The sequence below is a fragment of the Xenorhabdus kozodoii genome (assembly GCF_002632875.1).
Taxonomy (GTDB): domain Bacteria; phylum Pseudomonadota; class Gammaproteobacteria; order Enterobacterales; family Enterobacteriaceae; genus Xenorhabdus; species Xenorhabdus kozodoii.
In genome coordinates this window covers 88,842-114,761 of record NZ_NJCX01000011.1, presented here as the reverse complement: position 1 = coordinate 114,761, position 25,920 = coordinate 88,842, and the positions used below count along the sequence as shown (strand labels likewise).

Below are 25,920 nucleotides of genomic sequence, written 5' to 3'. Positions count from 1 at the left end.
GGTTTAAAACCACCGTCTTTAGACGGTGACGTTGACTTTAATTCTTTGACCTATGCGCGTTTACGAGGTGCGTGGTTCGACGACTTTCAGTCGTCGGCACCGAAGTACGCTAACCCACCTACTTCAGTAGGTGGTAGTTAAGTTTTTAACAATCTTAATAATTATACTGGTAAAAGAAACCAGCATCATTATTGCAATGACGTAATCTATATATTCAAGTATTTTATCATTTAACTTGTCAGAGAAGGTTTTAATCAGTTAAACAAACCTGTTGTTGTCCTGATTAAAACCTTAATTCAGGCGCCGCCTTAGTCATGAAGATAGTGAGTTATCACTTGATTTTCATTCCTGCCATTGTCATCAGGGCGCGAAATAACGTAGATACAGCGTATAAGGCCAATACACTGCAAAACCAAATTGTGATCATCCAGCCCAGGCGCTTCCATAATGGAGAGTGTCGTGGTGTTGTTTTAATGGTAGCCTTGTTCATGGGTGATTTTTCCTCGGAAGACATAATAACTCCAAAAGGTATAAGTCAAAATAATCGGGATAATGAACAGAGCGCCAACCAGCATAAAACCCAATGATTGAGGCGGGGAGGCAGCCTCTTCGTAACTAATGAAGGGAGGAATAATATTTGGCCAAAGGCTGATGCCCAATCCAGTAAAGCCCATAAAAATCAACAACAGCGCTGCCAGAAATGGCGTGTAATGGCTGGAATTTGGGTTAGCTTTTAATAGCTGCCAGCTTGACCACAAGACCAATAAGGGTACGGGCATGCAGAAAAATAGATTTGGCAAACTGAACCAACGCTCAGCAATGGTTGAGTGGGCGAGTGGTGTCCAGATGCTGATAATGACAATAATTGCTAACATCAGCAACGCCAGAGGGCGCAGGACACGATACATGTGCTGTTGCAGATGACCTTCTGTTTTCATCACCAGCCAGCCGCATCCTAATAAGGCATAAGCAATAACGAGTCCAACCCCACAAAATAGCGGAAAAGGCGCTAACCAATCAAAATAATTACCGGTATAAACACGATTTTCGACAGAAAAGCCGGTAATCACTGCCCCAACAACGATACCCTGCATAAAAGTGGCGATAATTGAACCGGCAATAAATGCCTTATCCCAGAAAGGTTGGTGCTTGGCCGCAGCCTTGAAACGAAATTCAAAAGCAACACCACGAAATATCAAACCCAATAACATCATCGTCAATGGGATTGCCAGTGCATCCAGAATCACGGCATAAGCCAAAGGGAATGCGCCAAATAACCCTGCACCTCCCAGCACTAGCCAGGTTTCATTACCATCCCAGACGGGAGCAACAGAATTCATCATCAAATCGCGATCGGGTTGCCCCTTAATCGCTGGATATAAGATGCCGATCCCAAGATCAAAACCATCCATCACGATATACATTAGGGTGCTAAATATGATGATCAGGAACCAAATGAGAGGAAGATCAATGCCCATTTGCTGACTCCTTATTGAGGGCAGGGGGAAGGCCTTTACGGATGAGTTTCATCATATAGGCATAACCAACGCCGAAGACGGCGGTATAAACGATAAAGAAAATAAGCAGGCTGATGCTCATGTGGATCTCACCGTGTGCGGATACCGCCTCTTTGGTGCGCATTAAACCGTAGACAACCCACGGTTGACGGCCAATTTCTGTGGTAAACCAGCCTGCCAGAATGGCGATAAGGCCGGAAGGTGCCATCAAGAGCATAAAACGGAGAAAGAGCGGATTTTGATACAGGCGCTTTTTGTGGCGTAACCAAAGTCCCCAGATGCCAGCAAAAATCATCAAAATCCCCAATCCCACCATGATGCGAAATGACCAAAACACCATAAAAGCATTAGGGCGATCTTCTGGGGCAAATTCTTTCAACGCCGGCACTTGCTTATCCAGGCTATGCGTCAGGATCAGGCTGGCAAGATAGGGAATTTTGACTGCATAACGTGTCTCTTCCATTGCCTGATCGGGAATACCAAACAGGATTAACGGTGTGGCTTCGCCAGGATGATTTTCCCAATGGCCTTCCATCGCAGCAACTTTAGCCGGTTGATATTTTAACGTATTCAGCCCGTGCATATCGCCAATCATGGCTTGTAATGGCGCAATAATCAGGATCATCCACATCGCCATTGACAACATTTTTCGCATTGCGGATGAATCGTTACCTTTTAGCAAATGCCAGGCAGCAGAAGCCGCAATGAAAAATGCCGAAGCCAGAAATGCCGCTGTGCCCATATGCAGCAAGCGATAAGGGAAAGAGGGGTTGAAAATCACTGCAAACCAGTCAACAGGGATCACTTGATTATTAACAATTTCATGGCCTTGTGGTGTTTGCATCCAGCTATTGGAGGCCAGTATCCAGAATGTCGAAATAATCGTGCCGAGCGCGACCATACAGGTTGAGAAAAAATGTAGCTTTTCCCCGACCCGCTGCCAGCCAAATAGCATAACACCGAGGAATCCAGCCTCAAGAAAAAATGCGGTCAGCACTTCATAGACTAACAACGGGCCAGTAATCGTACCGGCGAAATCGGAGAAAAAACTCCAGTTGGTGCCGAACTGATAGGCCATCACCAGACCCGAAACCACCCCCATACCGAAATTCACCGCGAAAATTTTTGACCAGAAGTGGAATAAGGTTTTGTAGTCCGTATTACGTGTTTTAAGCCATAAACCTTCCAATACTGCCAAAAAGCTGGCTAAGCCTATCGTAATGGCAGGAAAGATAATGTGGAAAGAAACCGTAAATGCAAATTGTACCCTTGCAAGTTCAAGGGCATTTAACCCTAACATAGTGACCTCTTATTGAAATCTATTGGGTATATAGGTAAACGAAGTTAGAAGGTACAGACAAGTAGAGCACAGGGAACTGAAGTATAATAGTGACAATTTTTACGTTATTGACTATAACAGTTTTGGGTGAAAGCCAGCCATATAAAACATTGCGGCCTTAATTTGGTTATATCCAACCCGTTGATGGATAGGGAAACCTGCACCAGAACAGAAATAAAATGGTTATTTTTTGTTTCAAAAGTGGGTATAATTTGTACCGATTTCATCAATATTAATTAGGTTAACCAATATGCTTATTTTGGGATATATGTCCATAAAAGGGAAAAGATAGTGAAATAGATAAACTTACTTATTACAGAGAACCCACCTTTAGATATGAAAAGCATTTTTTAAACTATTTTATTACATCAATAATATTTAACATTGTGGTGATTTTATTAAGGTGACGATATGAATAAAAACATAATGTTCGTTTTAGGCCTTGACAGCGTGCGAGTGGGTTATTTGGAAAGAAAATATAATCAAAAGCGTCGTGGGGATGGTGATGTATACCTGACGATAGATATATTAAATTCTTCCTTAGGATGGTACTCGTCAACAAATAATTTATTAAATTCAATGAATGATTTTATTAAAAATAAAAATATTATTCCTAATATTTCATGTGATATTTTCCAGTCCAATTGTCAGAAATCTTTCTACCTTTCTTTATGGCTTATTATTCATGGGAACAAATCCGTTCCGGAAAATTTTTCTCTTTCACCACAACAAGAAAAAGAACTGATGGTTTTGGTGAAGCCTGAGACAGTTGTTTACCTATTGAAAAGCTGGGGCGATTTTTTAAACCAAAACTTACATAGGATATCACTCCATAGTACGTTTACACGAAGGGTAAATAATCTAAACAAGAATGGTAGTGGAAAATTTTATTCTGATTACAAGGCGGGTTTTTTGGCAAAAAATATCCCTTTTCATTATGTAAAAGAAAAAAAAGAACAAGAAGAAAAGATCAGGTCAGGGAAATTGGATGCTAATTACTCATTTACCTATCCAAATTTAATTAATGAACTCAGGGAGAAGGATTATACCTCCCATGCTTTTGAAAGTTATCTTAGGAGTGACAAGGAGGGTATCCTAAATATGTTAAATTTTAGGAAAGAAATAGAAAGAATTAAAAATCTTCCTAAGGTGTCGAGAGATTATGAAAAGATGCTACATGGTGAATTGATTACCCGAACTTTTGCCAAATCCTATTGGCGAAAAATATCAAAATTAGCCGTTGATTGGATTGAAGGGCAAGCCAAAGATCCGAATTCCCCCATTAAAGGATTAATTTTCTATATGGAGGATGATAATCGTTCCAAGAAATATAATGTAAAATCGAATATTGATGAGCGAAATTTACATCATAATTGGCGCCATTGTGATTACAAAGATATTGGTTCCCTTGACTATCGTTCTGCCATTGGACATTCGGAGCTGAGGTATGTAAGACAATTAATGCATAGTGATCCCACGCACCATATAGAGTTAGTTTATGTCAATGATAAAGGAATTCTTAACCGTATTAAAAAGCATCTTAGTGAGTAGCCGATGTTAATCCGTAAAAAATTGCGGGTTAATATCAACATGACGACGTTTCTATATTCACTGACGCCCTTGGTTCATACTGAACGCCAGTTTGCTATGACTTAATCTCTGCCTGCCCCTAACTTTTTTCTTCCAAAATGACTTTTGAGAAATTTAAAGCAATGCCTTTGCCCCCATCCGGTAAATTTGTTCATGACCAGTCACTTCACCAAATTCAGCTCGGACTACCATTCCTTCGATAAACGTTATCAGAACTTCTGCTTTAGTTTCAGCATCCCGCTGGTTGGGTGGAAAAATAGATAATAAGAGCGATTTTAGCCATGTTTTATGTTGTTGGGCTTGTTTGGCAATAGCCTCATCATGGCCTTTAAATTCTGCCAAAGCATGCATGAACATACATCCTTTAAAATTAGCAGATTGGAACCATGAAAAATGCCAATCAAGGATCGCATTCAGTTTGCTTTCTGTTCCTACTGGGGCCGATATAGTGCTATTTAATGACTCTTCAAATTTTTTATGTCTCCTGATGAGCAAACTTTCAATCAATTTGTTTTTTGAACCGAAATAGCGATACATGGAGGTTTTTGACACACTTGCTTCATCCCGAATGAGATCAACCCCGACCGCGTTGTAACCGAATTCGTTAAACAGTGATTCTGCAATATCTAAGATATGTTCTTTTTTGTTTATCGTCATTTCTCTTGGTGACTCCAATTGGCTTTGATTAATAACCTTATTTAATAAGAGGTTGTTTTTGTGTGTACAGATCTGTACCATTTATTGAGTGAACAGATTTGTACATACAATATCATATTTGCTGAATAAGTAGTGCATACCAATCATCTGGAGAATAAAGAATGAACAAATTGAGGGGTGGGGGTGTCTTACCACCAAAACCCGATTTTATTCAATTAATTAAAGGGTTATGCGGGGGGTTTTTGGCTATTTTGGTGTTGGGCTGTTTAAGCCAAACAACAGAATATCCGTGGTTAATGGCACCTTTTGGGGCAACCTGCGTCATCCTTTTCGCAGCCCCAACTTCTCCGCTTGCCCAACCAAGAAATATTATTGGTGGGCATTTACTGACCACTCTTGTTGGCCTTATCACATTATACACATTGGGGGATTCTTTAATTGTGATGTCTCTGGCGGTAGGGATAGCCATTATGTTGATGCAATTATTCCGCGTTGTTCATCCACCTGCGGGGGCTAATCCATTGGTTGTATTTTTGGCCGGGCAGGAAGTCGTCGGTTTTGATTTTCTGTTTACCCCTGTGTTGACGGGTAGTTTGGCGCTTGTTGTGATCGCCTCTTTTATTAATAACTTAGGAAAAGAACATCGCTGGCCAGTATATTGGCATGGATTTACCAAAAGAAAAGGTGGTTAATGAGATAATTGAGATAATTGAGATAATTGAGATAATTGAGATAATTGAGATAATTGAGATAATTGAGATAATTGAGATAATTGAGATAATTGAGATAATTGAGATAAAGTGGTCATTTAATTAATCACTTTTAATATCTTTTTAAATAATTATTCTGATTTATCAATAGTAATTGATTTATCTAAATAAATTGATGGATTTTTAATAAAAAGCAGCCCAATATTATTGGGCCTGCTTGTCTTCTATTAAGCAAAACAAATTTTTGCCCAGCGTGCCAGGCCTGTCGTTACTGAACCGAAATAATTACCACCAACCAGCGGGATATTGGGTAACTCTTGTTCAACTGCCTGGCGCAGAATAGGTGAACTGGCTGAGCCACCTGTCATAAAGATCACATCCGGTTGGGTTCCACCTTGTGCGACGGCTTCGCTGACTAATTTCGCCATTTTTTCTTTAGTGGATTCAATTGCCGTAATCATTTGATCACGCTGAATATTAACTTCAATCGTTTCTGATAATAGATTAAGTTTAACGCGGTACTCAGACTGCCCTGAAAGGGCAATCTTGGCTTCCTCTGCACTGCGAACAAGACTGTATCCTAATGTATCTTGGTACACTTTCAATAAACGGGCGAGTTTTTCTGGTTCTTGGGCATCTCTGTGCATGGATTTTAATGTTGCTAAGTTCTGGCGAGAGTAGAACTCTTTTTGGGCTTGTATATCATTGATAGCAATAGGATTCCAGAATTGCGTCAATGGCATGTCAATACCTGAGGTAACTTTGCTGCCTAATCCAAAAGGGTGCATTAGCTGTTTAAACGTCAGGTTAATATCTAAATCATTCCCCCCAATACGTTGACCCGTGTGCGCCAATAGGCTGTCATTACGCTCAAATTGACCCCGCCAACTTGGTCCCATTTGGATCAGAGAGCAATCTGTTGTCCCGCCCCCAATATCAACGACCAACACCGTCTTGTCTTCTGCTAATGTGGCTTCATATTCCAGGCCTGCTGCCACGGGTTCAAATTGGAATTCAATGTTGCGGAAACCTGCTCGCCTTGCGGCATTAAATAAGATATTTTCAGCTTGTTGGTTCGATTTATCGCCACCACGCCCATGAAAATTGATTGGGCGCCCAATGACAACATCCTCAACAGTTTGCTGTTTATTCGCTTCTACTTGTTGTTTAATATTCGTCATCATGGCGCAAACCAGATCCTCAAAAAAACTGATTTGAATATCTCTTAACCCCATTGCTCCTAGAAAAGATTTCGGTGATTTAACGTAGTAAACATCTTGAGGATCTTCCAGATAGCGGGCCAATGCTTTTTGCCCAAAAACGAGGTCGCCGGGTGAAAGTTCGATGCCTTCTTCGCGGTTTGTTGTGATCGCGCGACGAAGTAATTGCTCCCCTGTTTGATTACCGGGTTTGATATTCCAGTGACGAAATAAATGTTCGGAAACCGATTCTCGGTTTGGGGCAGCCAAAGCAGAAGGCATGTAGAAGTTACCATCTTCGATAGCAATTAGCTGTGGTGTGTCTTCGAGCATTTCTGCTACCACGCAATTTGATGTGCCATAATCAAAACCGATAAACATAGGTTTCCTCATGTTTAATTGTGGAAAATTTCAAAAAAGGGCGAAGATCCTATCCTAAATTTGCCCTGAATGCGAGCTTAGTTTATTGACTTTCATTTAATCGTACCGCTAGCTTAAAGGAAGATTAATAGGTATAAAGCATGGGTTGCATATAAATGATAATCAAGGCAGTGTTTAAATTTTATTATTTTTTGTGTTTTTATTTTCCTGTTAATAAATAAGAACCCAAAATTGTAGATCACTTCCTGATACGTTGAGTGTATCGCTATTATGACAACCTATTTATAGGGAAAAATAAATAAATATTGGAATGATGTTATTTTCAATAATGAACAATATGAAAACTTCATTTATTATATTTCATTGCTATTGTTTTATAATGTATCATAGCGAAGTTATATCCCTATTAAACTTCAAGTTGCAGGTTGCAAACCCATGAGAGTATTTATATCTCCCCGCTGCGCGGGGAGATATAAGACGCATATTGAAAGGCGACGGCTATATATGAATATTTTCTTTTTCAGCCATATTTTTTTGACCCCACTCATAGAGTGATTTCTGTTTCTAAGGATACCAAGTATAATACTGAAAATTTTTTTATTTATATCTATAACAGTTTAAACAAAGGCCAAGCATATGACGCGTTACGAACAGTTGGCTGGGGTGATCCGCCAGCAAATAGAGGACGATATTTGGCAAGTAGGGGATAGATTGCCATCATTGCGGGAATCAGTGAAATCATCGGGCTTGAGTTTGATGACGGTGCTACAAGCCTACCAATTATTGGAAAGTCAAGGATGGATCGTCGCGCGTCCACAATCCGGGTACTATGTTGCCACGCGGTTAAAACCTTTTGCCGCGGCAAAAGGGGGAAAGGCCCTCAATTTAAGTGAAAATGTGGAGATCAGTGCATCTATTTTCGATGTATTGCAGGCATGCAAAGATCCGCACATTATTCCTTTCGGTTCGGCATTTCCCGATCCCTCTCTATTGGTAGAACCCAAATTATCAAAAATATTGGCCTCAGTCGCTCGCCGTTTCGTGCCACACAGTTCACTGGCAAATTTGCCTCCGGGTAATGAGAAGTTACGGCGTAATATATCCCGTCGTTATGCTTCTCACGGTATCCATGTTTCTCCTGATGAAATTGTCATTACGGCTGGTGCGATGGAGTCGTTAAGTTTCAGTTTGCAGTCTGTCACTTCGCCGGGGGATTGGGTGGTGATTGAATCGCCCGCTTTTTATGGTGCATTGCAGGCGATAGAACGGTTACGTTTGAAAGCGGTTGCCATTAAAACTGATCCCCATACAGGTATCGATTTGGATACGCTGGAAGACATTGTGCAAAAATATCCAATAAAAGCCTGTTGGTTGATGTCGCGTTTCCAAAATCCACTGTGCAGCACAATGCCGCCTGAAAATAAACAGCGATTGGTCGAAATTTTGAACCAACGCCAGATTGCCCTGATCGAAGATGATGTCTATGGTGAATTGTATTTCGGGCAAGAACCTCCGGCGCCAATAAAAGCGTGGGATACAGAAAATAATTTTATGCACTGTGCATCATTTTCAAAATGTCTTGCTCCGGGTTATCGGGTAGGCTGGGTTGCGGCAGGCAAACACGCGAAGACAATTCAACAATTACAGATGATGAGCACGGTATCTGCCAGTACGCCGACACAACTGGCGATTGCGGACTATTTGGCGCAGGGAGGATATGACAACCACTTGCGTCGCTTAAGGCGGCAGTTGGAACAACGTCAAAGCCGGATGCTGTGGGCGATCAGTGAATATTTTCCCCAATCCGTGAAAGTGAACAGCGCACGTGGTGGTTATTTTCTCTGGCTGGAGTTTGAACCCCCTTTTAATGCCAAGCGACTCTATCAACTGGCCCTGGCAAAGAAGATCAGCATTGCACCCGGTAGTATGTTTTCCACGAGTGCCCAGTTTGATCATGCCTTTCGTTTGAACACTTCATTTGCCTGGAATGAAACACAGGCTGCGGCAATGAAAGAACTGGGGAATATTTGTCATATGCTCGTAAAGGAATGCGGGTAATCAATCACATTTCAACTATTTCAATATTGTCGCAAGGGAAATTATTTGCCAATGTTTCTGTTAACAAGTTGACACTGGTTATTTTTTGGCTCTGTAAACAAAGTTTAAAAGTGGTGAGGGAGTGGCATGAAAATGAAATGTTTCGATTATGCAACGTTACCTAGGGTGCAATGGTCTGGGGGAAAAGGCGAAACAAAGGATATTGTTTGTTGGCCTGTGTCTGATGATTTTTCCTGGCGAGCCTGTTTTACGGCGATCTATCAAAGTGAGGTATTAGGGCAATTTCCTGATATTGAACGCACAATTGTTTTATTAAAAGGAAAAGGTATCCGCTTGACTAGCCCAGGTTTTTTGGAGCATGAACTGGTGAAAAAGATGACGCCATTCCATTTTTCAGGTGATATTTTGACACATGCGGAATTATTGGACGGTCCCGTCCAGTGTTTCAATATCATGACGCGTCGTTCATGCTGGGCTTCTGAGATTTCAGTGGTTTCTGATGAGCGCTCACTGCCCACATCACACAGCGGCGCACTTTATGTTTTAAAGGGGCGTTGGGAAATGGCGGGAGCGAATTGTGTCCAGCTTACTTTTGGGCAAGGTGCATGGTGGTTGCCGGATATACGGGAAGGAGTCATTAAGCCATTGATTGCGGATAGCCAGTTATTGTGGGTTGATTTACGCCCGATTGGGTGAGTGGGATAAACAATGCGAATTAATCTAACAAGTGGCCTGTTTTATAGCGGGCCATCGTTTTACGGGTTAATGACATCACTGACAGTCACCGCTTTTTCGGTATCTGTCAGTTTGAAACATCCTAATCCTCACAAGTCAGTAAAATATCGTCTTATCATTTCTCGGCCAATCTCTATTGAAGCCGTGGCTGCTGGTGAAGGTGCATTGCAAACGTGCAGTGAACGTCGGCCTTTCACAAAGTAAAAATCATCCACTAATTTGCCATCGGCAGTGAGTGCCTGGGCTCGCACGCCGGCTGGCCCTGGTGTGATATCTTCCGGTTGCAAATCAGGAATAAGCTGGCGGGCATTTTCGGTAAAAAGCTGGCGAGAAAAGGAGCGTCGCATTTCTGCCATGCCTTCACAGAAATAACGTGTGGCTATTTTCCAAAATCCTTTGTAAGCCAGTACCTCGGCTAAATCCCGTAAATTGAAATCTGTTTTATGATATCCCTCACGTTTAAATGCCAATACGGCATTGGGGCCAACATCCCGTTTGCCGTTGTGCATTCGTGTAAAATGGACACCGAGGAAAGGAAAGTCAGGATTAGGAACGGGATAAATCAGGTGATTGACCAGATGGTTTTTGCTGCTGTCCAGGACATAATATTCACCGCGGAAGGGAACGATCTTCATACCTGTCTCATAGCCTGCTAACCTGGCAATTCTGTCACTGTGCAATCCAGCACAATTTATCAACCATTTTGCCTGATAACGGGTTTGCTGAGTGTGTACTTCAACGTGGTCACCCGATTCATAAATACCTTGGACTTGCTGCTGATAATGAATATCGCCACCCTTGGTTTGAATTATTTCGGCCAGTTTGGCCGCAATTTCTGGGTAATTCACGATCCCGGCATCCGGCACGAATATTGCCTCAAGCCCGTTGACATAAGGTTCGCGTTCTTTCAGTTGGGCTTGCGAAAGCAGGCTGACTTCAAGGCCGTTTTTCAATCCTCGCTGGTAGATATTTTCCAGTAAAGGAAGCTCTTTGAGCTGCGTTGCAACAATCACCTTCCCGCAACGGTCGTAATATAATCCATGCCGCTGACAAAACGCATATATTGTGTGGTTTCCCTGTTTCGCCAACCTTGCTTTTAAACTGCCGGGTGCATAGTAAATGCCGGAGTGTACGACGTTGCTGTTATGGCCGCTTTGATGCGCTGCCACGCCATTTTCTTTATCTAATATCAGCAAGCGCAAATGTGGATGTTGTTCTTGCAAAGCATGGGCGGCACCAAGCCCGACCAATCCTGCACCAATAATAATGACGTCATACATTTTTAGGATGTTCCTCATGATGTTTGTTTTTTGCATGTTCCCATTTATTACGTAAAAAATGCAGGATCCCCGCCACGATAATCAACGCTATTCCAATTAGGTCAGTGATCATTCCCGGTTTGATGAGAAGGATGGCAGCAATGGCGAAGAGAATTCTTTCTAACCAATGCGTTTTGTACATCCAAAAATTTGCGCTGGCAATGGAAAGTGAATAAATGCCAATCAGGGCAGTCAGGATCATATAACTAATGGATAGGGCATTTAAATCATCGCCTTGCATCAATAATGCAGGGTTGTAGACCAAAATAAATGGAATGATAAACCCTGGCAGAGCCAGGTGTACGGCTTTCCATGAGGTCTGTATGGGATCAGAACGGGCAATACTGGCAGCCGTATAACTGGCGAGTGCGACAGGTGGCGTGATATTGGAAAGTGCGCCAAACCAGAAAACAAAGAAATGAGCAGCTAATGGTAAAACGCCCGCTTTGATTAATATAGGTGACACCGTCACTGCAACAACAATGTACAAGGCAGTCGAAGGCAGCCCCATGCTGAGGACGATACAAACGAACATAACGACAAGCAGGATCATCCACAGTGTATTGTTGGTCAGGGATACGATATTGAACGCGAGGGTTGATCCAATTCCTGTCATCGTGACAACACAGATAATCACGCCAATGGCTGCACAGGCAACCGTCACCTGAATAGCGCCACGCGCAGCTTCATTCAGGGCAGAGGCGATTTTTCTGGGAGTCATGCGCACGGAAGTATCCGGTGTGATCCAACTTGCAATGATTATCGCGATAATACCGAGGAAACCGGCATAAATCGGGGTCTTGCCGGTTAATAAAGTCCCAATGACGATAAAGAGTGGCAGTAATAGTAGGCCACGGGACTTGAGTACGGTTTTGACTTTGGGAATATTTTCCTTACTGATGCCTTGCAATCCTTGTTTCTTGGCTTCCAAATCAATCGCGATAATCAGGGCTGCGTAATAGAGCAGTGCCGGAATGATAGCCGCAATGACAATCGTGGTATAAGAGATGCCCAAAAAACCCGCCATGATAAATGCGGCTGCCCCCATAATTGGTGGCATGATCATGCCGCCTGTTGACGCTGCGGCTTCGACAGCGCCGGCAAAACGGGGAGACAGGCCAATGTTTTTCATGAGGGGAATGGTGAAGGTGCCGGTTGTGGCAACGTTGGCAACTGCACTGCCACTCAGTGATCCCGTCAAAGCAGAGGAAATGACCGCGACCTGGGCAGGCCCACCACGACGACGTCCAGCTATTGCCATAGCAAGATCATTGAATAATGCCGTCGCACCGCTGACACTTAAGAATGCGCCAAACAGGATAAAAACAATGATTGCCGTTGACGCTGTGGATAGGGTAATGCCGAAAATACCTTCGCTAGTCATAAATAAGCGAAACAATAGACGCTCAAGCGAAAATCCGGCATGCCCGAAAATGCCCATGAAATATTCACCAAATAAGGCATAGATGATGGCAAAAAGCGATAAACCCGGTATGAAATAGCCTGTTGTGCGTCTGGCTACCTCAAACAATACAGCGATGCCAATAATCGACATCACATAATCTGTGGAATTGGGTATGCTGTTGCGTACAACATGCAAGTCAGTGTAAGTAAAGTAAAAATACCCATAACTAACCAAGGTAAGCAGAATAAACAGGTAATCCCAATAATTGAATTTGGCTGTTGAATAACGCTTAGAAATGGGAAACAGAATAAAACCTAACACCAGAATGCCACCAAGAAATGTTACATTACGATAAAACTCCTGCGTATTGGATAACGCATTGGAATAGATAGCATAAAGGGAAATGGCGATGGCAAGTATTGTCGTAAACTTCAAATAGAAACCGCTTAATTGGCGACTGCCTGAACCTGCTTCTTTATCCAATTCTATCGTGGATGATGTGACATTATCAGTGTTCATAGTGACTCCATAATTATCATGGTCAATAGCATGATGGGAAAATCAGGGTTAGTTTCAGCTCAAAAGTCATTGTTGGCTGTCCGTCGATTTCAGTTCTGGAGGTACAAGATAGTCAGGAATAGCCAGGCCAATTTCACGATAATATTGGTAGGCACCAAGATGTAATGGGACGGAAACACCTTTTAAGGCGTTTTCAGGCAGGATGTATTGCGCGGAGCTATGGATCTGGTGAACTTCCTTCTGGTTTTCAAACATCACTTTGGTTAATTCATAGATGGTTTTTTCATCTATTTTGCGTGTTGTCATCAGAATATTGGGTTGCGCAATAGTTTGGATAGGCTGTTTTTGTCGTGGGTAAGTGTCTGGTTTAATGACAAACCGGAACCATGAGTTGGCGATAGCGTTGATTTTTTCTAGTTGCTTATCCGTCACATTGAGAATTCGGGCAGGAACGCCACTGGCATACATATCGGTCACTGCCGAAGCGGGTACACCCGCAGGTAAGGCACCACCATCAAGGCGACCGTCCCGCATGGCTGAAACGGTATCGCCATAGCCCAGATACTCAGGATAGATATCCTGTTTGCTGAGATTGACACCTTGCAGAATAATCAGGGTAGATTGCTCAGTACCACTGGCTTGCGGTCCGACAGAAAAATGTGTTCCGGCAATATCGCTTAACGTTCCATCTTTGACTTTATCGTCTAACAAAACAAAGTGTTCAACATTTGGCCAAAGAACGGAGATAGAACGCAGATCCTGATAAGGATGGTTTTTGAAATTTCGGACACCTTGATAGGCTTCAACGGCGATCAAACTCTGTAATATAGCGAGTTGCGCCTCATTTTTTTGGAGTAGATCAATATTTTCAATCGAGCCGGCTGAAGATTGCCCCGTGACCTGAATATTCTCTTGTTTCAGATGGTTACTCCAGATATTGGCTAAGCCGACTCCCATTGGATAATAAGTACCGCCTGTGGAAGCGGTGGCAACGGAGAGAAAACGTTTCTTGGCATTTTCCATTTTTCCTGTAATAGCCATGATGACCAGAGCAATGGCGACAATAGCCGTCAATAGGAGTTTTACTTTTGAGGAGGCCATATTCTTTATCGTCATAATGTGATTACCCGATGATGTTGTGTCATAAATGTTAAATATTTGCATTAACTTGTATACAACATTACCCATCGGGTTCAGAGTATTATGTTGAAAATTTGTGATAGGTGTTTTGTATGCCTAAAAAAATAGACGGAAAATATGAAATCACTGATCGATTTTAAGCGCTGGAAGGGCGCAGTATCCTCTTGCCGAGGATAAAAAAATCAGGTTTTATAAGTGAATTTCATATTAATTTTAAGGGAAACCACAATTTAGTAAAAAATCACTCTCGTTTGATGATGATTCAATACGGATGATTTGTAATACAGCTAATTCAATAGCTTTCTTAAACTAATCCGCTATTGACTTTTGAGGAGGTAGAATAATGACGACTACACATGATGATATTCATTATTATGATATCAAAACCCGTTATGCAGGTATCTCATTGATCGATACGGGAGGGAATGGGCTGCCTGTTCTATTTATTCATGGTAATTCAAGTTGTAAGGAAATATTTCGTCATCAAATTAACCGGTTAAAAGGAAAATATCGGGTTCTGGCATTAGATTTACCGGGGCATGGTTTGTCAGCCAATGCCAGTGAACCACGTCAAACATATTCAATGCCTGGTTATGCCCGTACGGTCATAGAGGTACTGGAAAAAATAGGCATTAACAGAGTGGTGGTTTTTGGTTGGTCATTAGGGGGGCATGTTGGCTTGGAAATGTTGGCCTTATACCCTAAGGTGGTTGGCCTGATGATTTGTGGCACGCCACCGGTATCAGTGGGTGCAGAAAATGTGGCTCTTGGTTTTCGGCCTGGTTTGGGGCTTGCGGGTAAAGCGGAATTTACTGAAGAAGATGTCAAAAATTTTGTCTCTGATACCTATGGGGCTAATGCCTCTGATGAGCCTTTTATTGTTGACGCGGTGGTAAGGACAGATGGATTAGCCCGGCAATATATGTTTGAGGCTTTTCTTTCTCCTCAGGCAACAAATCAAAAATTATTGGCTGAAACTAGTGAAATACCGTTAGCGATTGTTAATGGGGCAAATGACCCCTATATTAATTTTGACTATATTAATGGACTGAATTACCGGAACCTTTGGAAGGGGGAAGTATTTAATTTAACGGGTGTTGGTCATGCGCCGTTCTGGGAAGCTTCGGCGTTATTTAATCCTAAGTTGGTCGAATTTCTTGAAGGCTTTCAATAAAATAAATATTAATAATCAATTAATTAGGATAAATAATGGCGGGAAAATTTTATGACATGAGGATATAAATGTCACGCCAAAAATATCCCGCCATTATATCTTAATACTTCATTTCGATATTATTTTTTTAGACTCTAACTTCAATTTTCTACCGTAACAGTAAAATCTAGGCTAGCGTCGTATTAAATAATCGCTAAAATATCATTGCCTTTTATTATTAGTGTAATCCTATAACTGAATTACAGGCAAAGCCCTTTAAGAATTTCATTTTTTATCAGGCCACATGCGTTATCGCAGGAACTCTTTATACTATCATTGAATGCCTTACAGATAAATGCGTTTGCGTTCGTTGTGACCACTGTTCCGATAAGCAATGTAAGTATACAAGCGGCTAATTTTCTTTTCATGATTCGTACCTCATAGGGTTAGAGATTAACATGAATAAAAGCATAAATGGATAGTGCTGACGTCAGTATTGTCGCTAACGTCAGCACACTCATTTTTACAAGTATTACGTGTTTTTGGCTATTGGTTTTATCATTGTATTTATAATTTGTTTACAATGAAATAACATACTTTTTTTCATCATGTTATAAAAAAGTGATGATAAAAAGTAGGTAAAAATACTTTAGATGAGTTTAACTTTCTTTGTTAGCATTAATGAAATGTTTTATTTCTTATGTGATAATTAAATAGGTTATTTTTGTGTTCTGGTTGAATGGTTTTATATTAAGTTTATTTTTTAAAAAATAAAAATCCACTTGATATACAAGTGGATGTGTGCGATTTATTTTTTATATACCAATCCAACTTCAAGTTGCAGTTTGCAAACCAATGGAAGTGCTTATATCTCCCCGCTGCGCGGGGAGATATAAGACGCATCTTGAAAGGCGACTGGTATAAATTGTTAGGTTGAGATTGATTGAATATCATAAATAAACACTTAGAAAAAGGCAGATAAATGTTCTTTTAATCGTTGAATGTCTTGAGAAATCTGTGGGTTTTTTATCACGTCATAGCAAGCAAACGTTGGTATTGGTGTCATACCTAAAAATTGGTTTGCTTTGTGGAAAGGGTAATAAACACTGTCAATGCCTTTCCCTTCAAAAAATTGATTGGGATCTTCAAATGATTCCAGTGGCGCATTCCAGGTTACCGAAAACATATAAGTCTTGCCGTGTACCAGGCCGCCTGAACCGTATTTTTTGGCAGGATCATGACGGGTTCTCCCATCATCTTTAAAAAATGTACTGTGACCAGCACTGAAAACTTCATCGACATATTTCTTTAAAATCCACGGTGCTTCCATCCACCAACCGGGCATTTGATAAATAACACTATCCGCCCAAAGAAATTTATCAACCTCTGCGGTAACATCATAACCTTTATCTACTTGCGTTACCTGAATATCATGGCCTGTCTCTATCAGATGATCTCTGATAACGTCGGTTAAGGTATTATTTAATGTTCCTTTTGATTCGCCAAAATCTTTTGCTGAATTAATAATCAGAATGCGGCCCATAATCATCCTCTATTTTATTTTGTTGATAATTCAAGGATTATCTTAGAACTGATTTTGATTGAATGTGTGCTTGTTTATTGTCAATCTTTGCCTAATTCTCCAATAATGCCTATTTTCTTCATTTGGGTTACCCGAAACCGTTTTATATCTCGGCAGGGAGATTCACCAAACAGACGGCTATATTCACGGTTGAATTGTGACGTGCTTTCATAGCCAACTTGAAATGCTGTGGTTGTCGCGTTGTGGTGTTGGGTCAGCAATATTCGTCTTGCTTCGTGTAGGCGTAGCCATTTTTGGTATTGTAATGGACTCATAGAGGTGACGGCTTTAAAGTGGTGATGAAAAGAAGAAGCGCTCATTTTGGCGATTTGGGCAAGTTGTTCGACTTTAATCGGATCGGCAAAATGTTCTTTTAGCCATTTAATTGCATGGCTGATTTGGTGGCTTGGGCTTTCTTGAGTCGCCATTTGCAGTAAACGTTCTCCCAACTCACTTTTCAGTAGCCGATAGATGATTTCTTTATGTATCAGGGGGGAGAGGATGGGGATGTCTTCCGGTGTGTTTAATATATCCAATAGACGATTAAAACAGTTCAGCAGATCCGTGGTCGCAGAAGTTACCGCTAATGCACATGTATCCTGAGTCTGACGCTTTATCATGACCTTATTTTCAATGATTAACTTTGATGCTTCCTGAATATCAAGTTTCAACGTCAAGGCAAAAAAGGGGTTTTCCTTAGATGCGGTGCAAATCTGGGTGATGGTGGGGATATTTGTCGAAGTCACTAAAAGTTGTTGGGGGCCACAACAGTATGAACGATCACCGATTGTTACTCGTTTTACTCCCTGGGCAATAACCATAACACTGGGTTCATATAGCCAACTGATTGGTTCTATCGGTTGCTCCAAGTGACAGAGAGTTAATTGAGGAATTACTGTCTTTACCGCATGTATATTGGGGGGAGTTAATCTGGCTACTCTAATCGCTAATTGTTGTAACTGGGTCTCAATTTCTGTTCTATCGGGTTGTGGATTCGATGTGCTCATTTTTTATTCCCTTACCTATGTACAAATCATGATTATTCGTGCGTTATACAGCATATCGCCAGAAAGGAAAATTTTGTATCAGTAACAGGGAATTAGGAGAATTAGGCAAAAATTACGGAGGATACATATTTTGCCACGACAGGTAACCAGAACATCATCGTATTTTGCGGAATGATAAAAACTAAAATCCACGCAACCGCGTGGATTTTAACGATATTGTCTGTCTAAGGCATCCTGAAATGCCTTAATACAAGAGAAAATGCTTAAACGTTAAACAAGAAATTCATCACATCGCCATCTTTAACGATATAATCTTTCCCTTCTGCCCGCATCTTGCCCGCTTCTTTTGCGCCTTGTTCACCCTTGTAAGTGATAAAATCTTCAAACGAAATAGTTTGGGCGCGGATAAAGCCTTTTTCAAAATCAGTATGGATTTTACCCGCTGCTTGTGGGGCAGTTGCACCAACTGGGATCGTCCAGGCACGAACCTCCTTCACGCCCGCAGTAAAATAGGTTTGCAGGTTCAGCAACTGATAGCCCGCACGAATGACACGGTTCAGGCCCGGCTCTTCAAGGCCTAATTCCGCCATAAATTCTTCGCGCTCAGCATCTTCCAGCTCTGCGATATCGGCTTCAATGGCAGCACAAACGGGAACAACGACGGAACCTTCTGTCTCAGCAATGGCGCGAACGGTATCAAGGTATGGGTTATTCTCGAAACCCTCTTCATTGACATTGGCAATGTACATGGTGGGTTTCAGGGTCAGAAAACTCAGGTAACGAATTATCGCTTTTTCTTCAGCACTCAAATTTAAAGAGCGCAGCATACCTGCTTGTTCAAGGTGTGGAAGGCACTTTTCCAAGACTTCCAGCTCTGCTTTGGCGTCTTTATCACCGCCTTTGGCTTTTTTCTGTATACGGTGGATAGCGCGCTCGCAAGTATCCAGATCCGACAGTGCCAACTCTGTATTGATAACTTCAATATCCGCCGCAGGATCAACCTGACCGGAAACGTGGATAATGTTGTCGTTTTCAAAGCAGCGAACTACATGGCCGATCGCTTCGGTTTCACGGATATTGGTCAGGAATTGATTGCCTAAACCTTCACCTTTTGAAGCGCCTTTTACTAGACCTGCAATATCCACGAATTCCATCGTGGTTGGCAGGATGCGTTGAGGTTTCACAATCTCCGCCAATTGGTCGAGACGTGGGTCTGGCATCGGCACCACACCGGTGTTTGGCTCGATAGTGCAGAACGGGAAGTTTGCTGCTTCGATACCTGCTTTGGTCAGCGCATTGAATAATGTAGATTTCCCAACGTTAGGCAGGCCAACGATACCGCATTTGAATCCCATATATTTATCACCTTAAATCACGTATAAACCAACAAGTAATGGGCTTGTCGGTGAGTTTACAAAATTGGCGCTATTATACACGCAATAGCCCGATGCGCCATGCACTCCCCAGTCAGGCGCTGGCTTTAAATGCATGCAGACGGTTAATTGCCTTATTCATTCCCTCTTTAATGAGGATGTCGGTACAGCGCAATGCCTCATCTATCGCATCGTCAATCAGTTTTTGTTCACTGGCAGGGGGCTTGCCGAGGACGAAACCCACGACCTTGTTTTTGTCGCCAGGATGACCAATCCCGATACGCAGGCGATGAAAATGAGGGTTATTACCGAGTTTGTTCTGAATATCTTTAAGACCATTATGGCCGCCATTGCTGCCACCGAGTTTCATTTTCACTATGCCAGGCGGTAGATCTAACTCATCATGTGCAACCAAGATTTCATCCGGCTGGATACGATAAAACCCGGCAAGGGCAAGGACAGCTTTACCGCTGAGGTTCATAAAAGTCGTGGGTACGAGTAAACGAATATCCTGCCCATGAATGTTGATACGGGCGGTATAACCGAAAAATTTACTCTCTTCTTTCAGGGGTTGGTTGTGGCGTTGTGCTAACAAATCGACAAACCAGGCTCCGGCATTGTGTCTGGTCTGTGCATATTCAGCACCCGGGTTTGCCAGGCCAACGATTAATTTTATGTTACTCACGGTTTAATTTCGCTTATTGGCAGTATACCCGTCGTCTTTCAAGTTGCCGCTTTGTTGGCTGCGCTCATTCACCCCAGTCACAGAGTTATCTATGCTCCTGGGGATTCATTCCCTTGCCGCCGCGCTGCATTTTGAAATCCATAGGGTATAGAACAAAAAAGGAGATTAGTTTACCTATCTCAAGGCTTGAGTACAAAATGGATTATGCCTTTATCTGGCAATTGATGGGTTTTATCGGACGCATTAACCCGAATTACGTGGACTGTTTTTTTGCTTGTATTTGGTCAATATATTCTTTTAACAAATATTATTTTGATGGAACGTAAAAAATTAGGTTTAAATTTGTACGGTTTGTGATCACTACCGCAATAACCTTTTATATGATAAGGCTATAATTAATACTAAAGGAGATATCTGCTTTCGTGCTTTTGCGTTCGTTTTATTAGCAAATTGGCGTTCACAAAAAGTATTGGAGGTTGGTTATGAAGAGTAAAAAGGCGTTTATTTTTGGCAATATTCTCATGGGAATGGGAATGGCGGCAATGCTTATTAGTCTGGCTTATGTATTGCTTAGTCATATCTTCAATTTTGGTCTCTCTGAATTTTTGACAAGCCTCTCATTAATGGTGCTGTTTATCGGCGCATTTATTTGGTTGGTAGGGGCCAGCATTGGCGGCCGGGAACAGGTGACTGATAAATATTGGTGGCTGAAGAATTACGATGAACGTTATTGCCGTAAAAAACATCGACATCCGTGATTATTTTAGGTTAGCAGCCAGAGAGTTTAGGTAAGGCGGCATAGTTGCCGCCTTATCTTGGTTTGTTAAATGAGCGGTATATTAAAAGCTGACATTGAAACCGAGATTGAAGTTGTAGTCATGATTCGATTCATTATCATTTTTTTCATGTGATACCGCCGCAAATGCGTGAAAATCATTGGTCAGGTTGGCATTAACCCCAAGCGTGTATCGGACGCTATTTCTCGCCTGTTTTTCTCCCGGTTGGACGAAACTGGTTTTAGTTGAATTGATCGCACTGCGAAGTGTGTAGCTTTCATCATCAAATTGATGGTTGAGCAGGATAGAGGCATAAGGATTGAAACGCCCTAATTGTGTATCCACCCGCCAACCCACTGAACCAATTTTGGAATGATAGTTTTGATCGCTAAAATGCATGGATGTACTGTTGTCACCCGTTTCACGATAACCATCAACACGTCCTTTGTCCCAGGCATATTGGATGATTGGGCTGGTGGACAGGTAATGCGTAACAGGGATATTCCAGCCTGCCGTAACCCGCCAACCCCATTGTCTCCCCATGGTTGAACCTGATTCCCTGCGTGTGGCCTGACCAAGCTGGATGGAGCGTGACAGATTGTCGTAATTGGTGCGTGAATAATGGATATCGCCGCTCAGCCATCCATTGCCATAGTAATTCCATAGCGTATATCCTGTGATGACATGACCCGTCGAGGCATAATTAAAATTAGACGTGACATCTTGTTCAGCTTTATAACGTGAAATTGTTGCGCCCAGGAGCAAGTTATCCGTCAGTTGATAATCGCTGCCTAATGTGAAGGTATTATTATGGTTACCGGTATAACCGCCGAATACGCCAACCTTACCTTGGGCAGTACGGTTATTGCGAAGTTGTTGCAGGTGACCGTCAAGTGAGCTAAGCGCCATTGTGACCGGTGTTCGGTTGATATGGTTCAACGCCATAACCAGGAAAGGGGCGTTGTAGATCGACATAATGTACTGGCCGATGACTTTGTGTGCATCGGGTGTCGGGTGAAGACTATCAGAAAACAGGTATGGCTGGCTTTTATCAAAGTCAGGATCAGAAGAAGAACACGCAGCAGCTAACCTGCCTTGTGAACAGGCATAACCAAGGGTATTAGAAATACCATAAATGGTTGGATTCTCAATAACTTCCCGTAAGAGTTTACTGACATCGGCACGCAGGATATTACCGTCAATGAATTGCTCTTCTTCTTTCTGGTTAAATTCGTCGGAATATTGGGAAGCGGTTTTGCTGGTATTATTATAGGCATCAAGCAACTGGCGAGAAATTTCTTTGGCTTTTTCTGGATCTTGGGGGGAAGCCTCTTGACCAATCTTGTCAAAAACGCCCTGGATAATTTTGTCCCGACTTTCGGCATTCGGTGTTGGGTATTTGTCGATGGCCTCATGCACTTGCTGCAAAATTTGCTTAATCTTGTCAGAAGATACTTGATTTTTTTTTAAAGCGCCCTCAATCACCTTTTCGACAATTCCGGGGGTGCTACCCACATCGGGAACATTAGGAACAATAATCAATCCTGCGCCCGCTTTGATGAGTTGATTAACCTGTGATGCCGAGGCGGTGGCGCTATCATTGATAATGCCTTGCGCTGCTTCTTTATTACCTTTTGCGACCTCTTCCAAAGCGTCCTTGACATCATTGCCTCCCACCCAATGTATGTATACCCCATTGGGATCAGCACGCCCATCGTGTGCTTGCAAATAACTATCGAGTTGTTTTTGTGTTGTACCTGCCACATAGTCCCAAAATGGATCCCCGGAACCGTTAGCTGTCGCACCTCCCTTCGCATAATTGGTTCCGCCGTTATTAGACGGCAGCAGTTTCTTGCCAGTGAGGTCGTGAGCCAGATATTCATCATAGAGTTCACTTTTTTCCCCATCGGTTGTGAATCTTCCGAGGTTTCCACCATCACTCAAGCTATCCCCAAAAACATACATATTATTATAGGCATAAGAGGGGTTTGTGATGAGGCTAACGAGTAATGCTGTCGTGGCGGATACGAAAAAGGTTGTTTTCTTCATGTAGTTCTCCTGAAAAAACAGCGCATTATTTGCATACCAGCCAACAGATCTTTGATCTAAAGAGCATTTGCTCATTTTTCTCTTCGGTTGATGGCTGGTTTTTGATTATTTCAGTTCGATACTACTTTCATCTGCATATACAAAAATTAAACGAAATATTAACAGGGGGGTGATTGTGCTGAATAACTATTAAAAAAACGCAAGGCAGTAACATGTATTGCCTTGCGTCCCTAGTTCAGCGCTTTTTTCTGTTGTCGATCGCTTATTGATATCGATTTATTTAGACAGAATTAAAAACTGGCGTTGATACCCAAGCTGAAATTGTAGCTAGGATCCTGAGTATTACCGTCATTACGGGTGACGGAAGCAAACCCACGCAGGTTGTTGAGGAAGTTTGCGTTCACACCGACAGTATATTGACGCCAGTTGGTGTTCTGTTTGCCGCTTTCTTGTACAAACTCGGTGTTGGTGGAGTGGATAGAACCGCTCAGTTTGTGACTGGTATCACCAAATTGGTGATTGAACTGAACAGAGGCATAAGGATTGAAACGGCCTAGCTGAGTATCGACTCGCCAGCCCAAGGTTCCAACTTTGGAAGTGTAGTTTTGGTCGCCAAAATTCATGGAAGAGCTACTGTTACCGGATTCATGGTAGCTATCGACTTCACCCTTATCCCAGGCATACTGGATGATTGGGCTGGTGGTCAGAGAGTGAGTGACAGGGATATCCCAACCTGCGGTAATGCGTGCTCCCCACTGTTTACCTGTGGTTGAACCCGTTTCCCGGCGTGTAGCTTGTCCAAGCTGGATAGTCCGGGTCAGGCTGTCATAGTTGGTGCGTGAATAGTGAATGTCACCGCTTAACCAACCATTATTGTAGTAGTTCCACAATGTATATGCGGTCAGCACATGGCCATTGCCTGAATAAGAAAAATCAGTAATGGGTGAGCGTTCTTCTTTATAGCGAGAATACATTGCGCCCAATAGCACATTATCTAGCAACTGGTAATCGCTACCCAGCGTGAAGGTTTTATCTTGGTTGCCAGTATAGCCCCCAAAGATACCCACTTTGCCCTGTTCATTGCTGCCATTGCGCAGTTGTTGCAGGTGACCATCAAGGGAAGAGAGGGCGCTTTTAACGGGCGCACGGTTGGCCTGGGTCAGTGTCATGACTTGTGATGGGGCAATATAGATAGAGGTAATGTATTGGCCCATTATTTCATGTCCCAACGGGGTTGGGTGCAAGAGGTCAGCGAATAAAAACTTTTTGTCTTTAGTAAATCCTGGATCGTGGATGGAACATTTCTCGTTATCGGCGTCCACATTTAATGCACAGGAATAACCTAATGTATTTTGGATGCCATACATCAATGGATTGGCGATCACTTCATGCAGCAAACCATTGATATCGGCACGCAAGATGTTGCCGTTTTTTTGGCTGATTTTCTCGTCTACCAGTTGGTTATAGAGATTGGTGAGCGCAGTGGCATCTTTGCTGACTTTTTCATATTGCTCCGTCAGCTCTTTTTCAATTTGTTGCGCAGAAGCCCCTGGGATCATTTTTGCACCTTCTTGTGCTAATGAATGAAACACTGTTTTTAGGGCAATATCGCGAGCCTGAACATTGGGAAGTTCATGTTGATTAAGTTTTACATGAACTTCTTGTAAAACACCATCAATGGTGTTTTCAGGAACGCCTTTCCCTTCCAACCCTGCCCTTATTAAGCCATCCAAAAGCAGGGGGGTTGTGCCAACGTCAGGGACAGTTGGCGCGATAACCAGCCCTGCGCCTGCATCAATGAGAGTATTGATTTGATTGGCCGCGGCGGTAGCGCTGGTGTTGACGGTGCCAAGGGCAGCTTTTTGCCCTTCGTCTGGATCTTTTGTCGTTTTCAGGGCGACTTGACCATCTCGCAAAGCCTTGGCAAGGTCATTCCCCCCCACCCAATGAATATAGATACAGTTGGAGGCCGCTTTCCTATTATGGGTTTTAAGATAGGTATCTACCTGAGTCTGGGTATTCGCGCCACCTGGTTTATATTCAAGGGCAGTCGCACCCCCTTGCGCATAATTAGTGCCACCCTCCTTGGAAGGTCTTGGCACAGAGCCAGTAATGTATTGGGAAAAATACTCATCATATAACTGGCTGGTAGCCCCATCTGTTGTATAACGTCCGTTATTCCCGCCATCACTCAAACTATCACCAAAAACACAAACCTGGCTATAAGCATGGGCATTAGAAATGGCACTGATTGAAAGCGCTAACAGTGCAGGTGTGAATAAAAATGCCTTTTTCATTGGCACTCTCCTTAAAAAGTCGTTTTTGTTATTAACCAACACATCGCCCTTGTAGGGACTGATTTTTGGACAAAAAAATCCCTTAACCCTTCCTTGCCAGCGTGAGGGTTGTCGATATGTTTAATATTGAAATAAACCCATATAAGACAGCTAACTTATTGATAGCGGCTGTCTACGATTAATTATGGTTCGTTGTGATTAAACGGCCATATTGATGTGAATTTTTTGTATATAATGTGATCTAAAATGCCCAAATTTTAAATATGTGTATAAAAAACCAACTGAAAACCTGCCCTGGCTAGATTAAGATTAAAAAAAGTCATTCCTTTCATTTCCAGATATTGGTCGCCATATCATTAAAATTATTTATTTTTTCAGGAAGGAAATAGTTAATTTTTTCCAATGCCACTGTGTGACGACAAGCGCTAT

The 25,920-nt window shown here is 42.3% G+C and carries 20 protein-coding genes; 6 read left to right on the top strand and 14 right to left on the bottom strand.

The features are described 5' to 3' along the window. Positions 1-331 precede the first annotated feature (331 nt). From Xkoz_RS09465 to Xkoz_RS09455, 3 genes are read right to left on the bottom strand one after another with little or no spacing between them, the layout of a single operon-like run. Complete coding sequence (locus tag Xkoz_RS09465; RefSeq protein ID WP_099141921.1) at positions 332-490, bottom strand: DUF2474 domain-containing protein; 159 nt, start codon at positions 488-490, stop codon at positions 332-334. Beyond that, entirely contained in the window at positions 471-1,478 is a 1,008-nt protein-coding gene (gene cydB, locus Xkoz_RS09460; RefSeq protein WP_099141920.1) for a cytochrome d ubiquinol oxidase subunit II, read from the bottom strand. Before cydB ends, Xkoz_RS09465 begins: the two co-directional genes overlap by 20 nt. Continuing rightward, positions 1,468-2,817: a cytochrome ubiquinol oxidase subunit I gene (locus tag Xkoz_RS09455; protein WP_099141919.1), complete on the bottom strand. Its 1,350-nt coding sequence runs from the start codon at positions 2,815-2,817 to the stop codon at positions 1,468-1,470. Before Xkoz_RS09455 ends, cydB begins: the two co-directional genes overlap by 11 nt. 450 nt (positions 2,818-3,267) lie before the next feature. On the opposite strand from Xkoz_RS09455, the gene Xkoz_RS09450 reads away from it, so the two are divergent. Further along, entirely contained in the window at positions 3,268-4,407 is a 1,140-nt protein-coding gene (locus tag Xkoz_RS09450; protein WP_099141918.1) for a hypothetical protein, read from the top strand. 153 nt (positions 4,408-4,560) lie between these two features. Here the strand turns inward: Xkoz_RS09450 and Xkoz_RS09445 are convergent, their stop codons facing one another. Then, positions 4,561-5,103: a TetR/AcrR family transcriptional regulator gene (locus Xkoz_RS09445; RefSeq protein ID WP_244183441.1), complete on the bottom strand. Its 543-nt coding sequence runs from the start codon at positions 5,101-5,103 to the stop codon at positions 4,561-4,563. Between the two features lie 161 nt (positions 5,104-5,264). On the opposite strand from Xkoz_RS09445, the gene Xkoz_RS09440 reads away from it, so the two are divergent. Beyond that, positions 5,265-5,795, top strand: a complete 531-nt coding sequence (locus tag Xkoz_RS09440) for an HPP family protein (RefSeq protein WP_099141917.1) — start codon at positions 5,265-5,267, stop codon at positions 5,793-5,795. 245 nt (positions 5,796-6,040) lie between these two features. Here Xkoz_RS09440 and yegD read toward each other — a convergent pair whose 3' ends face one another. Continuing rightward, on the bottom strand, positions 6,041-7,393 hold the full coding sequence (gene yegD, locus Xkoz_RS09430) for a molecular chaperone (RefSeq protein WP_099141916.1): 1,353 nt from the start codon (positions 7,391-7,393) through the stop codon (positions 6,041-6,043). Positions 7,394-8,029: 636 nt separating this feature from the next. Here yegD and Xkoz_RS09425 point away from each other — a divergent pair. Together Xkoz_RS09425 and Xkoz_RS09420 are read left to right on the top strand one after the other, a co-directional pair. After that, positions 8,030-9,451: an aminotransferase-like domain-containing protein gene (locus Xkoz_RS09425; RefSeq protein WP_099141915.1), complete on the top strand. Its 1,422-nt coding sequence runs from the start codon at positions 8,030-8,032 to the stop codon at positions 9,449-9,451. Positions 9,452-9,577: 126 nt separating this feature from the next. Continuing rightward, positions 9,578-10,147 (top strand): HutD/Ves family protein, encoded by a 570-nt coding sequence (locus Xkoz_RS09420; protein ID WP_099141914.1) that lies wholly within the window; start codon positions 9,578-9,580, stop codon positions 10,145-10,147. A gap of 128 nt (positions 10,148-10,275) precedes the next feature. Here Xkoz_RS09420 and lhgO read toward each other — a convergent pair whose 3' ends face one another. The 3 genes from lhgO to Xkoz_RS09405 form a co-directional block, all read right to left on the bottom strand. Continuing rightward, positions 10,276-11,466, bottom strand: a complete 1,191-nt coding sequence (gene lhgO, locus Xkoz_RS09415; protein WP_099141913.1) for an L-2-hydroxyglutarate oxidase — start codon at positions 11,464-11,466, stop codon at positions 10,276-10,278. Further along, positions 11,459-13,429 (bottom strand): TRAP transporter permease, encoded by a 1,971-nt coding sequence (locus Xkoz_RS09410; protein ID WP_099141912.1) that lies wholly within the window; start codon positions 13,427-13,429, stop codon positions 11,459-11,461. Before Xkoz_RS09410 ends, lhgO begins: the two co-directional genes overlap by 8 nt. Before the next feature lie 66 nt (positions 13,430-13,495). Then, positions 13,496-14,530, bottom strand: a complete 1,035-nt coding sequence (locus Xkoz_RS09405) for a TAXI family TRAP transporter solute-binding subunit (protein WP_099141944.1) — start codon at positions 14,528-14,530, stop codon at positions 13,496-13,498. A 382-nt stretch (positions 14,531-14,912) separates the two neighbouring features. Between Xkoz_RS09405 and Xkoz_RS09400 the strand changes: the two genes are divergently transcribed. Beyond that, positions 14,913-15,743, top strand: a complete 831-nt coding sequence (locus Xkoz_RS09400) for an alpha/beta fold hydrolase (RefSeq protein ID WP_099141911.1) — start codon at positions 14,913-14,915, stop codon at positions 15,741-15,743. 943 nt (positions 15,744-16,686) lie between these two features. Here Xkoz_RS09400 and Xkoz_RS09395 read toward each other — a convergent pair. From Xkoz_RS09395 to pth, 4 genes are all read right to left on the bottom strand, one after another. After that, a complete protein-coding gene (locus Xkoz_RS09395; protein WP_099141910.1) occupies positions 16,687-17,265 on the bottom strand; it encodes an NAD(P)H-dependent oxidoreductase in 579 nt (192 codons plus the stop codon). A gap of 80 nt (positions 17,266-17,345) precedes the next feature. Further along, positions 17,346-18,311 (bottom strand): AraC family transcriptional regulator, encoded by a 966-nt coding sequence (locus Xkoz_RS09390; protein WP_099141909.1) that lies wholly within the window; start codon positions 18,309-18,311, stop codon positions 17,346-17,348. A 263-nt stretch (positions 18,312-18,574) separates the two neighbouring features. After that, complete coding sequence (gene ychF / locus Xkoz_RS09385) at positions 18,575-19,666, bottom strand: redox-regulated ATPase YchF (protein WP_099141908.1); 1,092 nt, start codon at positions 19,664-19,666, stop codon at positions 18,575-18,577. Between the two features lie 112 nt (positions 19,667-19,778). After that, positions 19,779-20,369 (bottom strand): aminoacyl-tRNA hydrolase, encoded by a 591-nt coding sequence (pth, locus tag Xkoz_RS09380; RefSeq protein ID WP_099141907.1) that lies wholly within the window; start codon positions 20,367-20,369, stop codon positions 19,779-19,781. A 482-nt stretch (positions 20,370-20,851) separates the two neighbouring features. Between pth and ychH the strand changes: the two genes are divergently transcribed. Then, a complete protein-coding gene (gene ychH, locus Xkoz_RS09375) occupies positions 20,852-21,127 on the top strand; it encodes a stress-induced protein YchH (RefSeq protein ID WP_099141906.1) in 276 nt (91 codons plus the stop codon). Positions 21,128-21,208: 81 nt separating this feature from the next. On the opposite strand, the gene Xkoz_RS09370 is transcribed toward ychH, so the two are convergent. Together Xkoz_RS09370 and Xkoz_RS09365 are read right to left on the bottom strand one after the other, a co-directional pair. Beyond that, entirely contained in the window at positions 21,209-23,194 is a 1,986-nt protein-coding gene (locus tag Xkoz_RS09370; protein ID WP_099141905.1) for an autotransporter outer membrane beta-barrel domain-containing protein, read from the bottom strand. Positions 23,195-23,484: 290 nt separating this feature from the next. Beyond that, the gene (locus Xkoz_RS09365; protein ID WP_099141904.1) at positions 23,485-25,491 is read right to left on the bottom strand and encodes an autotransporter outer membrane beta-barrel domain-containing protein; all 2,007 of its coding nucleotides are present in this window, start codon (positions 25,489-25,491) and stop codon (positions 23,485-23,487) included. Positions 25,492-25,920: the final 429 nt, after the last annotated feature.

What these genes read in the sequence shown, in the direction of transcription:
- Xkoz_RS09455 (WP_099141919.1), bottom strand. Translation starts at nt 2,817, where the DNA reads ATGTTAGGGTTAAATGCCCTTGAACTTGCAAGGGTACAATTTGCATTT.
- ychH (WP_099141906.1), top strand. Translation starts at nt 20,852, where the DNA reads ATGAAGAGTAAAAAGGCGTTTATTTTTGGCAATATTCTCATGGGAATG.
- Xkoz_RS09425 (WP_099141915.1), top strand. Translation starts at nt 8,030, where the DNA reads ATGACGCGTTACGAACAGTTGGCTGGGGTGATCCGCCAGCAAATAGAG.
- Xkoz_RS09395 (WP_099141910.1), bottom strand. Translation starts at nt 17,265, where the DNA reads ATGGGCCGCATTCTGATTATTAATTCAGCAAAAGATTTTGGCGAATCA.
- Xkoz_RS09390 (WP_099141909.1), bottom strand. Translation starts at nt 18,311, where the DNA reads ATGAGCACATCGAATCCACAACCCGATAGAACAGAAATTGAGACCCAG.
- Xkoz_RS09420 (WP_099141914.1), top strand. Translation starts at nt 9,578, where the DNA reads ATGAAAATGAAATGTTTCGATTATGCAACGTTACCTAGGGTGCAATGG.
- yegD (WP_099141916.1), bottom strand. Translation starts at nt 7,393, where the DNA reads ATGTTTATCGGTTTTGATTATGGCACATCAAATTGCGTGGTAGCAGAA.
- Xkoz_RS09465 (WP_099141921.1), bottom strand. Translation starts at nt 490, where the DNA reads ATGAACAAGGCTACCATTAAAACAACACCACGACACTCTCCATTATGG.
- Xkoz_RS09400 (WP_099141911.1), top strand. Translation starts at nt 14,913, where the DNA reads ATGACGACTACACATGATGATATTCATTATTATGATATCAAAACCCGT.
- Xkoz_RS09370 (WP_099141905.1), bottom strand. Translation starts at nt 23,194, where the DNA reads ATGAAGAAAACAACCTTTTTCGTATCCGCCACGACAGCATTACTCGTT.
- Xkoz_RS09450 (WP_099141918.1), top strand. Translation starts at nt 3,268, where the DNA reads ATGAATAAAAACATAATGTTCGTTTTAGGCCTTGACAGCGTGCGAGTG.
- Xkoz_RS09410 (WP_099141912.1), bottom strand. Translation starts at nt 13,429, where the DNA reads ATGAACACTGATAATGTCACATCATCCACGATAGAATTGGATAAAGAA.
- Xkoz_RS09445 (WP_244183441.1), bottom strand. Translation starts at nt 5,103, where the DNA reads ATGACGATAAACAAAAAAGAACATATCTTAGATATTGCAGAATCACTG.
- Xkoz_RS09405 (WP_099141944.1), bottom strand. Translation starts at nt 14,530, where the DNA reads ATGGCCTCCTCAAAAGTAAAACTCCTATTGACGGCTATTGTCGCCATT.
- lhgO (WP_099141913.1), bottom strand. Translation starts at nt 11,466, where the DNA reads ATGTATGACGTCATTATTATTGGTGCAGGATTGGTCGGGCTTGGTGCC.
- ychF (WP_099141908.1), bottom strand. Translation starts at nt 19,666, where the DNA reads ATGGGATTCAAATGCGGTATCGTTGGCCTGCCTAACGTTGGGAAATCT.
- Xkoz_RS09365 (WP_099141904.1), bottom strand. Translation starts at nt 25,491, where the DNA reads ATGAAAAAGGCATTTTTATTCACACCTGCACTGTTAGCGCTTTCAATC.
- cydB (WP_099141920.1), bottom strand. Translation starts at nt 1,478, where the DNA reads ATGGGCATTGATCTTCCTCTCATTTGGTTCCTGATCATCATATTTAGC.
- Xkoz_RS09440 (WP_099141917.1), top strand. Translation starts at nt 5,265, where the DNA reads ATGAACAAATTGAGGGGTGGGGGTGTCTTACCACCAAAACCCGATTTT.